8 protein-coding genes are annotated in these 12,008 nt (G+C 65.9%); 5 read left to right on the forward strand and 3 right to left on the reverse strand.

What is annotated here, in order from left to right:
* Positions 1-34 precede the first annotated feature (34 nt).
* From AWC08_RS04955 to AWC08_RS04965, 3 genes are all read left to right on the forward strand, one after another.
* Entirely contained in the window at positions 35-4,258 is a 4,224-nt protein-coding gene (locus AWC08_RS04955) for a PPE family protein (protein WP_083271123.1), read from the forward strand.
* Between the two features lie 95 nt (positions 4,259-4,353).
* Positions 4,354-6,237 (forward strand): PE family protein, encoded by a 1,884-nt coding sequence (locus AWC08_RS38935; RefSeq protein ID WP_085087427.1) that lies wholly within the window; start codon positions 4,354-4,356, stop codon positions 6,235-6,237.
* Between the two features lie 723 nt (positions 6,238-6,960).
* On the forward strand, positions 6,961-8,175 hold the full coding sequence (locus AWC08_RS04965) for a cytochrome P450 (RefSeq protein WP_197522041.1): 1,215 nt from the start codon (positions 6,961-6,963) through the stop codon (positions 8,173-8,175).
* A gap of 57 nt (positions 8,176-8,232) precedes the next feature.
* On the opposite strand, the gene AWC08_RS04970 is transcribed toward AWC08_RS04965, so the two are convergent.
* Both AWC08_RS04970 and AWC08_RS04975 read right to left on the reverse strand, forming a co-directional pair.
* Positions 8,233-8,682 carry a DUF6941 family protein gene (locus AWC08_RS04970; protein WP_065132009.1) on the reverse strand — a complete coding sequence of 150 codons (450 nt, stop codon included), beginning with the start codon at positions 8,680-8,682 and terminating at the stop codon, positions 8,233-8,235.
* 143 nt (positions 8,683-8,825) lie between these two features.
* Positions 8,826-10,694: a DUF4407 domain-containing protein gene (locus tag AWC08_RS04975; protein ID WP_069434786.1), complete on the reverse strand. Its 1,869-nt coding sequence runs from the start codon at positions 10,692-10,694 to the stop codon at positions 8,826-8,828.
* A gap of 203 nt (positions 10,695-10,897) precedes the next feature.
* Here AWC08_RS04975 and AWC08_RS04980 point away from each other — a divergent pair, with 203 nt between their 5' ends.
* Positions 10,898-11,458: a hypothetical protein gene (locus AWC08_RS04980; RefSeq protein ID WP_065132011.1), complete on the forward strand. Its 561-nt coding sequence runs from the start codon at positions 10,898-10,900 to the stop codon at positions 11,456-11,458.
* A gap of 63 nt (positions 11,459-11,521) precedes the next feature.
* On the opposite strand, the gene AWC08_RS04985 is transcribed toward AWC08_RS04980, so the two are convergent.
* On the reverse strand, positions 11,522-11,797 hold the full coding sequence (locus AWC08_RS04985) for a hypothetical protein (protein ID WP_142283414.1): 276 nt from the start codon (positions 11,795-11,797) through the stop codon (positions 11,522-11,524).
* On the opposite strand from AWC08_RS04985, the gene AWC08_RS04990 reads away from it, so the two are divergent.
* A complete protein-coding gene (locus AWC08_RS04990) occupies positions 11,787-12,005 on the forward strand; it encodes a hypothetical protein (protein WP_069434784.1) in 219 nt (72 codons plus the stop codon). The two genes, AWC08_RS04985 and AWC08_RS04990, sit on opposite strands and share 11 nt — an antisense overlap.
* Positions 12,006-12,008 lie beyond the last annotated feature (3 nt).

Raw genomic sequence — 12,008 nt, forward strand, 5'->3', positions numbered from 1 at the left:
ACAAGTGGGATGCGGGCTGAGGAAAGGCTGAGCGATGAGTTTTTTGGTGTTGCCTCCAGAGGTGAACTCGGCGTTGATGTTTGCTGGGGCGGGCGCTGAGCCGTTGTTGTCGGCTGCCTCATCGTGGGGTGAACTGGCCGAGGAATTAGCTTCGGCCGCGGCCTCGTTTCAGGCGGTGACCGCTGGGCTGGCGGGCGGGGCATGGCAGGGTGCATCGGCGGCGGCAATGGCAGAGGCCGCGGCGCCGTATGCAGGGTGGTTGTCAGCCGCGGCAGCTCAAGCCAGGCAGACAGCGGCGCAGGCCGGTGCCATGGCGGCAGAGTTCGAGGCGGTTCGGGCCGCGGTGGTGCAGCCGCTGGTGGTGGCGGCCAATCGGGTGGATTTGGTGTCGTTGGTCAGGTCCAACTTGTTCGGGCAGAACGCGCCGGTGATTGCGTCGGTGGAAGCCGCTTATGAGGCTATGTGGGCCCAGGATGTGTCGGCGATGGTCGCCTATCACGCAGGCGCCTCGGCGGCGGTCTCGGCGTTGACGCCCTTGGTTGCGCCGTTGCAAGGTTTGGCGGGCCTGCCGGGTCGGCTTAGCGGTGCTGCGGCGAGCCTGTTGCCTCCCGCGGCCGGCTGGGGGGCTGGACTGGGTGCGATCAATTTGGGCAGCACGAACCTCGGAATCGGCAATATAGGGCTCGGCAATTTCGGCGACAACAACTTCGGCCTCGGCAATCTTGGCAACAACAATGTCGGGCCGGCAAATGTGGGTAACTACAACATCGGCTTTGCCAACAACGGTTTCAACAACGTCGGATTCGCCAACACCGGTACCGGCAATATCGGCGTCGGACTTACCGGCACTGGGCAGGTTGGCATCGGTTTGCTGAACACGGGCAACGCAAATCTAGGGTTGTTCAACTCCGGCACCGGCAATGTCGGTTTCTTCAACTCCGGTAGCGGTAACATGGGGATAGGTAACTCCGGCACGGGAAATCGCGGATTCTTGAACTCGGGGGTGGGAAGTTTCGGTTTCGGTAATGCCGGGCTGGCCAACACCGGTTTCTTCAACCCGGGATCATTTAACACCGGCGCCTTCAATCTCGGCGATGCCAACACCGGGAATTTCAATGCCGGCAGCTTCAACACCGGTGACTTCAATTCGGGCAGTGTCAACACCGGGCTCTTCAACACTGGTGACGTGAACACCGGGCTTTTCAACTCTGGTGACGTGAACACTGGGATTTTCAACTCCGGTGACATGAACAACGGCTTCGCGTGGCGAGGCATCGGACAGGGTGGGCTGCGCTTTGCCATCGGGACGCCCGATCTCACATTGCCGCCGATCAACATTCCCAGCATCGCGATCCCGCCACTGAACCTGCCCAGCATCACGACGGCCGACCTGTCCATCCCCGGTTTCGACCTGCCCCGGACCACCACACCCCCCATCGCCGTGCCCGGGCTGGACCTGCCCACCTTGACCGTGCCGGGCTTCAACCTGAACAGCATCGGCGTCGGCGGCTTCGACACCCCAAGGCTCACCATTCCCGGGTTGACGCTGCCGACTATCACGGTGCCACGCCTGACGCTGCCCGAGTTGACCGTGCCGGGCTTCAACCTCAACACCACCGGCGTGGGCGCCTTCGACACACCCAGGCTCAGCATTCCCGGATTGACGTTGCCCGCGATCAGCGTGCCGAACCTCTCGCTGCCTGCGATCACCACGCCCGAGATCGCCGTCCCGGGCCTGCGGCTGCCCGATATAAATACGCGAGCCTTCAACGTGAACGGTGTGTATCTCGGTGACTTCAGGACTCCCGAGTTGACCATTCCGGCGTTGACGCTGCCCACGATCAGGGTGCCGGACTTGTTGCTCCCCAAGATCACCACGCCCGAGATCGCCGTGCCAGGCCTGCGGCTGCCCGAGATAAATACGCGGGCTTTCAACGTGAACGGTGTGTATCTCGCCGACTTCAGGACACCCGAGTTGACCATTCCGGCGTTGACCCTGCCCACGATCAACGTGCCGGACTTGTTGCTGCCCGCGATCACCACACCCGACATCGCGGTGCCGGGGCTGGAGCTGCCCAAGGTCACCATCCCGGGCTTCAACCTCAACCCCGCGTGGCTGGCCGACTTCAAAACTCCCGAGCTGACCATCCCCAAATTGACGCTGCCTGACATCGCTGTGCCGGGGCTGGATCTGCCCAAGGTCACCATCCCAAGCTTCAACCTCAAACCCGCCTGGCTCGACGCCTTCAAGCTCCCGGAGTTGACCATCCCCGGGTTGACGCTGCCTGACATCTCTGTGCCGGGGCTGGAGCTGCCCAAGGTCACCATCCCGGGCTTTAACCTCATGCCCGCGTGGCTCGACCGCTTCAGCACTCCCGAGCTGACCATTCCCGCATTGACGCTGCCCCCGATCACAGTCCCGCCGATGACGTTGCCCGAAATCATAATTCCGAAATTTACGCTCAATAGCTCAACCTTGGGCGGTTGGACGACGCCGACGATAGCGTTTCCTGAAATTAATGGACCCGTGATACGCGTCAATGGCTTTCAAGTTTCACCGAACCTTCGGATCGACTGGGACACGAACGTGTTTGCGTTGAAGGGCGTAAATTACACTGGCAGATGGATTTTGGGCGTCCCAGAAATTGATTACTATAACGGGGCGGCCTACTTCAATTTGACCTCGATATCTGCGGACGCTTTCAATCTGCCGAGCTTCACCATTAAGGATTTCAAAATCCCAGGCATCGGGATCGACAAGTTTGGTTTGCCTCCAATTACGCTGCCGGACATCACGATTCCACGTATCAACCTGGGTGGCTTCACGATCCCCGAAGTCAAAACCGCCGCGTTCACCATCCCCAGCATCGGGGTGGACGACTTCAATCTTCCGTTCATCCACGTGCCGGAGGTTGGCATCCCGCCGATCAAGGTGGACGGCTTCACGATCCCTGGCCCCACCACCGCCGAGTTCACCATCCCGCGCATCGGGGTGGGTGACTTCAATCTTCCATTTGTCACCTTGCCGGAGGTTGTCATTCCGCCGATCAAGGTGGACGGCTTCACAATCCCTGGCCCCACCACCGCCGAGTTCACCATCCCGCGCATCGGGGTGGGTGACTTCAATCTTCCGTTCGTCACCTTGCCGGAGATTGGCATCCCGCCGATCAAGTTGGACGGCTTCACCATTCCCGGGCTTAGCATCGATCCGATCAAACTGGCTGGCTTCACCATTCCCGGCGCCACCACCGGCCAGTTCACCATCCCCAGCATCGGGGTCGGTGAATTCACGGCGCCGTTCATGAGCTTGCCGGAGGTCTTCGTCCCGCCGGTCTCGCTGGGCAACTTCTCCATCCCGCCGCTCAGCATCGATCCGGTCAAGCTCGCGGGTTTCACCATTCCCGGCGCCACCACCGACCCGTTCACGATCCCCAGCGTCGGGGTGGGCGATTTCGTGACTCCGTTCGTCAGCCTGCCGGACGTCTACCTCCCGCCGGTCACACTGGGCAACTTCACTATTCCGTCGCTCACCATCGATCCGGTCAAGCTGGCCGGTTTCACCGTTCCCGGAATGACCACCGCCCCGTTCACCATCGACCCGGTCGGAGTGGCCACCTTCGGCCTCCCGGCGCTCACCCTGCCCGAGGTCAAGATCCCGGGTATCACGCTCGGCGGCTTCGAGATTCCTGGTGCTACCACCGGACAATTTGTGATCGAGCCCGTCAAGATCGATCCATTCGGTCTGCCGTTGCTGGCGCTCCCCGATGTTTCAGTGCCGCCGATCGCACTGGGCGCCTTCAACATCCCGGGACTCACTCTGAACCCGACCCGGCTGGACACCTTCACCATCCCTGGTCTCACGGTTCCGCCGGTTGCTCTGTCCGGGTTCACTATTCCCGGCCTGACGATCCCCAGCATCACCTTGCCCGGCACCACCATCGCCGCCTTCGACCTTCCGCCGGCGCCGGGCTTCGGCAACACCAGCACCGCGCCGTCGTCGGGCTTCTTCAACACCGGCACCGGAGCCAACTCCGGCTTCGGCAACCGCGGGCTAGGCCTGTCGGGTCTGTTAAACGCCAACCCAGAGGGCTTCTTCGGCGGCTCGGGCTTCCAAAACATCGGCTCCACCATCTCGGGCCTGCTCAACCTCGGCAATTCCCTCTCGGGCCTGGCCAACACCGGAAACCTGACCCTGCCCAACCTGCTGGCCGGCATCGCCAACCTCGGAGTCACGGGTGGCTTCCTCAACGGGTTCTAAGTGATGGCACACACCACGCCACGCCGCGACGCTGCGGAGCACGAAACTCGGCAGCACCGGCACTGATCCAATCTGTCTAGCCAAAGGAAACTGACATGTCATATGTGATCGCCGGGCCGGAGTTGCTCACCCTGGCCGCCAACAACCTTGCCGGCATCGGCTCAGCGTTGGAGGAGGCGAATTCCGCCGCCGCGGCCTCCACCACGCGCGTGGTGGCCCCAGCCTTGGACGACGTGTCCAAACTCGCAACAGCGCTGTTCAGCCGGCACGCGCAGGCCTATCAGACGTTCAGCGCGCAAGCCTCGGAGTTCCACGCACAGTTCGTGCGCACCTTAGCTACCAGCGCGGGCCTCTACCAGAGCGCTGAGGCGATCAACGCGCTGGGCACCGCAGCGGCAACCAACCCGATGACCGCGATTAACTCGGCGGCCCAGACGCTCTTGAGCCCGGTCAGGGCGGTAAACGCCGCCGCCAACGCGCAGTCCCTGGCGCTCACCGGCCGACCGCTGGTCGGCAACGGGGCCGACGGGGCGCCCGGTCAGCCCGGCAAGCCGGGCGGGTGGCTGAGCGGCAATGGAGGCCGCGGCGGCGATGGTCTGCCCGGTCAGGCCGGTGGCCGAGGGGGCGACGCGACGTTCGGCAACGGTGGCGCCGGCGGACGCGGCGGCATCGGCGGCGGCGCCGGCGGCGCCGGCGGCAACGTCGCGACGCTGGGCAACGGCGGAGCGGGCGGCGCCGGGGGCGCGGGTGCGCCCGGCGTAGCCGGCGTCAATCCGACCCAGAGCATTACTCAACCGGCAGCGACAGCGGGTACCGCCGGAAGCCCGGGTGCCTTCGGCGGTAACGGGTCCGACGGCGTCGCTGGGCAACCCGGCGGCGCGGGCGGCGCCGGCGGCAACGGCACGACGTCCATTCCGGGCAGTACGGGCAGTGGCGGCAATGGCGGAGGGGGCGGCGACGGTGGAACGGGAGCTCCGGGCGGAGCAGGCGGCCGGGGTGGCAACGGCGTCACGGGTCAACCCGGTGGCCACGGTGGGGACGGCGGCGACGGCGGGGCAGGCGCGCCGGGCGGCGCGGGCGGCAACGGCGGCACCGGCACGGGCAGCATCGGCGGCAATGGGGGCGACGGCGGCGACGGCGGCGTCGGTGCCACAGGCGGCAGGGGTGGAGCTGGCGGTGCTGGGACGACTTCGGGGACCGGTGGTGACGGCGGAAACGGTGGTGACGCCGGTGGCTCCAAGAGCGTGGGAGGCGTCGGCGGCGCTGGTGGGCGCGGCGGCGATGGCGGCCACGGAGGATCCCTGGGCGGCAACGGCGGTGCCGGTGGAGTCGGCGGAACCGGCGGGGTGGGCGGGGCCGGAGCTTCCGGCGCCAGTGGAGGCCACGGCGGGCCTGGCGGCACGGTCGGTGGAAACGGTGGCACCGGGGGTGACGGTGGGGACGGCGCGGCCGGCGGACTGGGCGGACCCGGTGGCGCCGGTGGCAACGGCGGTAACGGGGGTCAGTACGGCCGGGGTGGGGCCGCCGGTGCGGGCGGTGTCGGTGGTATCGGCGGGACCGGCGGCGCTGGCGCGAGCGGCGGCAACGGCGGTGGTGCCCAAGTCTTCGGCACGGGCGGCCAGGGCGGTGCGGGCGGCATCGGTGCGCCTGGCGGTGCCGGCGGCGTCGGTGGCGCCGCCGGCTTGCCCGGGGCCGGTGGCCCCGCCGGCCCGGATGGCCCCGCCGGTCCCGCGGGTGCCGTCGCACCGGGTGGTGCGGGTGGGCGCGGTGGCGCAGGCGGTGCTGGCGGCAGGGGCGGCAGCGGCGGCACCGGTTACTACGGCGCCACTCCCGGCGTCGGCGGCGCCGGCGGGAAGGGCGGTGGTGGTATGGCCGGCGGGCTTGGCGGACCTGGTAGCCCCGCAGGAAGTGGCGGTACCGCCGGCAGCGCCGGCGCCAACGGCGTCAACGGCAGTACCGGCTCGAAGGTCCTGTTCTAGGGGCCAGGACGGACTGCGGAGCCAGCCTGTGCCCCGGTAGTTGGTCTCAAACTTGGTTGGCGGCACAGCGAGGAGCTTCACTCAGCACGGAACTCGCATGTCCTGCCCGGCGACGACATCCGAAATCGTTCCTTACTGCAGGGTTGATCGGTTCGAACGCGGATCCACCATCAGCTTTGTCTATCTTGAGATTTGAGGCGGGCGACAGCATGGGACGTAATGGTGGGCCGCTAATACTCGAGTATCCCCGGCTCCATACCCGCCTTCCAAACTGTGGAATGCCCTTCACAGCAAGGAAAGTCGCTCGCCAGCTGCAACTCTCGTTCGAACGAGGTGTTGAGCACGGCGTTACTCGACGGCGGGACACAGCTGATCGGTGGAGGCGCTGGGCCGGGTATTCGGCAGCGGCAGCCATCGTCGCAAACGCTTGGCGGTGGGCGGCAATTCGCGTGGCCCACCTCGTAGGTGTACTCGACTGTGGGGTCATGTTCGGAGCGGAAGATGCATCCACTCAACACCCGATTGCTTTCTTAACGCAGATGATTGAATCGTTCGACTAGCGCCGCCGCGTCTCAGGCGTGAGACAGAAATGCCGCTGGGTTCCCGCGTTCCCGCATGTCCGCCCGCAGCGTTGAGACGCCGAAGGGCCAATCACGTCGTGCACATGTTCTCGACTTGCCCTATGCCGTTGATTTGTGGATCCGTACCCGCAAGGCTGGCGTAGTGACAGTAGCCACCGATGCGATCACCTTCTTCAGCCCCGAGTGCCTGCAAGATCCGTATCCCATCTACGAGCGGATGCGAATTGCCGGTCCGGTGCACCGCATCGCCGACTCGGACTTCTTTGCTGTGTGCGGCTGGGACGCGGTCAACGACGCCGTGCGCCGTACCGACGAGTTCTCCTCGAACCTCACCGCCACGCTGACTTATACGGCTGAAGGATTCGTTCGACCATTTCTCATGGACCCGCTGGGCGGACCGACCCACGTACTGGCCACGGCGGATGATCCTGCGCATGCTATCCACCGCAAGCAGCTGGTGAAGTACCTGGCCGCCAAGCGAATTCGCCTGATGGAGCAGTTCGCTGCCGAGACCGCAGACCGGCTGTGGGCCGCCGGTTTGCAGGACGGTGGTATCGAATGGATGGGCGCTTTCGCGAACCGGCTGCCGATGATGGTGGTGGCCCGGCTCATCGGCGTACCCGATTGCGACGTCGCGCAGCTGGTGAAGTGGGGTTACGCGGCCACCCAACTGCTCGAAGGGCTGGTGGATCAAGACCAGATCGCGGCTGCCGGCCGAGCGGTAATGGAACTAACCGGCTACATCGAAGAGCAATTCGACAGAGCCGCAGCCGATCCGCAAGACAACTTGCTTGGCGAGCTGGCTAGTGCCTGCGCCGCAGGCGAACTCGACACATTGACCGCCCAGATCATGATGGTCACGCTGTTCGCCGCCGGCGGAGAGTCCACGGCGTCATTGCTGGGAAGTGCGGCGATGATCCTGGCAACACGTCGTGATATCCAGCAACAACTGCGGGAGAACCCGGAGCTTCTCGGTGCCTTCATCGAGGAGACGTTGCGCTATGAGGCTCCGTTCCGAGGGCACTACCGCCACGTACGGAGCGACACGATGCTGAAAGGCGTGGAACTGCCGGCCGACTCGCATCTGCTGCTGCTGTGGGGCGCGGCCAACCGCGATCCGGCACAGTTCGAAAAGCCCGACGAGTTCCGTCTGAACCGCTCCGCAGGAAAAGGTCACATCAGTTTCGGCAAGGGCGCACACTTCTGCGTCGGTGCTGCGCTGGCCAGACTCGAAGCCCAGATTGCGTTGCGGCTGATGCTAAGCCGGACATCCCTCATCGAGGCAGCCGACGTCGGGCCGTGGTTGCCCAGCATCTTGGTGCGCCGGCTACAGCGGCTCGAACTCGCCGTCAAATAGCTGCGGCTGAACGCTCTGCTCGCTTCTTGCGGCGGAGCACCGAATTTGCGCGCCGGTTTATCCCGGCGTCGCCGGGGGGATGCCGCCCGGGGACACGATGAACGCCTCGACGGCGGTGGCTTGTTCGTAACCGTCCACCTCGACGCGCCACTCGTAGATTCCCGGGTCCAATGGAATCCCGGCCGGGATGTTGAGGGTGAGCGGCATGCGGACCGCGGTCCCGTGAATCGCACCCGGCAGGCGGCCCGCCTCGGCGGCGGCCTCGAACAGGATCCGCTGCGGGCCCTGTGGCCCCGGCACCACCACCGGTTGACCGTCGGTGTCCAGCAACTGGCAGGTGAGCTTGTGCTGTTTGTTGGTCTCGTCCCAGTCGATGTCCAGAAACATCACCAATGCGAATGGCGGGGTAGGGGTTTGACATTGCCGCCAGCCCAGCCCGAGGGTATGGACCTTGCCCGACTGGACATCGGCCTGAGCCGCGTCCGCCAGAAAAAGGCTGACCTTCATGCGAGTTGCTGCCTTACGAATGCTGCCGTCACGAGATCCATAGATCCACGTCCTGTTCCCAATCCGTATGCAATTACCCGGCGCTGCCGACCCCGAAAGATACTACGCTGCGACGCACTCGCCCGGTTTGCCGCTATGCCACCCTATTTGGCCGGCGGTAACTGACGTGGGCCTTCGGGCCCGCGCAGCTCACGCGGCCCCTCCCGCTCGACCAGCTCGCGCCGGCCATCCGAGGCCCCCACCGACAAACCGGCCAGGTCCCTGGTGGGTGCCTGACCCAGTGCCTGTTCGGCCTGCCCGCCCAGCTGAGCGTAATTACCGGCGTAATTCGGGTGAGCCGCCTGGCCTCGCGATGAATCGATGCGGTGGACTCCGGGGTCGCCGGCTGCGGCAGCCGGGGCCTGCAGCGGCTGCGGCTGCTGGGCCTGTTGCTGGGCGCCCCCATCCGAGCTTTCGGTGTTCATCGTGACTTTGCGAGTCCGCTTGAGCGAGAACGCAATTTCCTCGACCTCCTCGAACACCTGCCGCGCGGTACGCAAGGGCTGGGTCGTGTTGTCGATGACGCGTGCTACGAACGGCGGCACCAGCGGGCGGATCCACCGGGCGGCGGCCTTGGTGGCGTCCGGAATAGACGGAATGAGGGGGGCGCGCTGTGCGTCATCGACCTCGCCGGCGGACGGCACCTCGTAGTGCTCGACGGCCGCCACGGCGGGTTCGGCCGGGGCCGGAAGGTTCTCGGTCACCGGCGGTTGGACGTCCCGGTCCGCGGGGGGCAACTGGGCCACCGCCCGGCTTGCGGCCTCTGCTTCGGCGGCGATCGGCAGATACATGTCTTCCTCCACTGACTCGAAGGTACGCTCCGACGACGCGTGCACCGGGGCGTCGAGCGCCTCGACTACGCGACGGCGGTGGTGTTCGCGATCGATCTCGGCCTGGGCCTCAATGGCGAGGCGCGTCTGGGTGAGTTGGTGCTCGGCCCACATGATTTCGGCTGCCCGGCGCACCTCGGCCCGCTTGATCGCGATCGCGGTGTCGGCCTCCAGCTCGGCACGTTCCTGTTCTGCGCGTGCGGTGGCGTGGCGATCGTGGGTTGTTTCACCGCGCCACATCCGCAAGATCAGCGGCAGCAGATACAGCAGGGCGAAGAACGCGATCGTCAGCAGGCGCAAGATCAGCGCCCCGGCACTGTCGAGAGTCAGGTCATTCATCGCGACCCACCGCGCACCCAGACCGCGACCGGCATCGGCGACCACGGCATGCCGCGCGTCGGCAAGAGCCTGCTCGTCGCGGGAAACGGTGGCGTCCAGGGCTGGCGCCTGACGATCGCGGGCGGCCAGCGCGCCGTCCAACTCACGCTGTGCATCACCGAGCAGCTCGTTGGCCGTCCGGGTCTCAGGTCCTCGGCCGGGAACCCCGGTAATCCGGGTTTGCGGGCAGGCCGGTGTCGGGTTGTACTCGCAGCGCGCAATCACCAGGGCGTTATCAAGGTGCCCGCGAGCCTGGTCGACGCTCCCGTCCAGCGCGCTGCGGGCCGCACGCGCCTGTTGCAGGGATGCCGCGGCCTGTGCGACGGCCGGTGCCGAGTCCGCGGTGCGCAGCGCCCGCTCGTCGAGGCGGCGGTCGATGGCCCCGGAGAAGAGGACGAGCGCGGCGAGCTCACCGACGACCACGCCGACGGCGACCGCGACGGCGGCGCGACCGGCCGTGCCGGACCAGCCGCGGGCCGGGCCACCGGCGATGCTGCGGGTGACCGCTCCGATCAGCAGGCCGAAAACGAGGGTCGCCGAAACGATGGCCCAGGCCGGGGCCGTCGCGACCGCGGACGTGACCGCCAGAGCGGCCACCAGCCACGCCAGCACGGCGCCGAGCACCACCACCGCTCCCGCGACGGCGTGTGTGGACCGCTCATGGCGTTCCCCGAGCTCGCCTGCGTGGCCGCCGCCAAGCCAGGTCAGCAGCGCCTCGATCCGCGTGACGACCGAGCGCTGCTCAGAGATTTCGTGCGCGCGCATGAGAACTAAACACCTCCAATGACGTCAAGCCTGGCAGGCCGTCGCCCGACACACCGAATCGAAGCGCCCGCTTGTGGCGTTCTTCACAACCGCCGGCGTGGTGGTGCGGATCACACTTCAGGCCGATGAGGCAGGCCGAATTTTCGGCGACTCGAGCGGATCAGCGGCTCATGGGGCGGGTGGCATGAGACCGTATAAATCTTATGGAAAATCACGAGTTCCTCAGCTACGAAGAGTTCGGCCGCAGATTTTTCGAGGTTGCCGTCACGCCGGATCGGGTCGCCGCCGCACTGAGTGATATCGCGGGCAGTGAGTTCGCCATGGAACCGATTGCCCAGGGCCCGGGCGGGATCGCCAAGGTCAGCGCGAACGTCAAGATCCAGGAGCCGCGGGTCACCCGCAAGCTCGGTGACCTCATCACCTTCGTCATCCACATCCCGCTGTCCATCGACCTGTTGCTGGACCTGCGACTGGACAAGCAACGGTTCATGGTGACCGGTGACATCGCGTTGCGTGCCACCGCGCGGGCGGCCGAGCCCCTGTTGTTGATCGTCGACGTCTCCAAACCGCGGCCCTCGGACATCACCGTCAATGTCTCGTCTAAGTCCATCCGCGGCGAAGTGTTACGCATCCTCGCGGGCGTGGACGGGGAGATACGGCGCTTCATCGCCCAGTACGTCCGCGAGGAGATCGACTCTCCGCAATCTCAGTCGGCTCAGGTAATCGACGTAGCCACCCAGGTGGCGGCCGCTTGGGGTAGTTAGCCGCGTCCGGTACACGCTGCGGATCTGTGCAGCTCAAACACCAACTCAGGCACAACCGTTGCGTTACTCTACGGCGGTGCAACCGCGCCGGGAGTGGTTGCCGCACGTCCAGGAGGATTTGATGGCAAAGCGGTGGTGGATTGCGGCTGTCGTGGTTACCACGACACTGACGGCGGGCTGCACGTCCAGCAAGACGACGGTGGTCCACTCGTCGGGCCCCAGTAGCCCGGCCAAGTCGACTTCGGCCTCGAGCTCGACCTCAGCCTCGTCGAGCGAAGCCACCTCGACCGAGTCGGCACCGGTCACCACGCTCGACTCCAGCCAGTGCGTGGATGTCACCGGGGCAAACCTGGATCTGCTGACGGCGTCCGACAAGGATGCGGCGCGCAAGGCCGCCGACACCCTCGAGCGGTATAACCCGCCGTCCTCGGTCAAGTCCGCGATCGAACACTTCGTCACCACCGGCGGCGCGCACTTCGACGACCCCGACTACACCAAGAACAACGAAGTCGTGAAGTCGTGGGTCGACCAGGTGTGTCCCACCTAAGCG

The organism is Mycobacterium gordonae (genome assembly GCF_002101675.1).
GTDB lineage: Bacteria > Actinomycetota > Actinomycetes > Mycobacteriales > Mycobacteriaceae > Mycobacterium > Mycobacterium gordonae.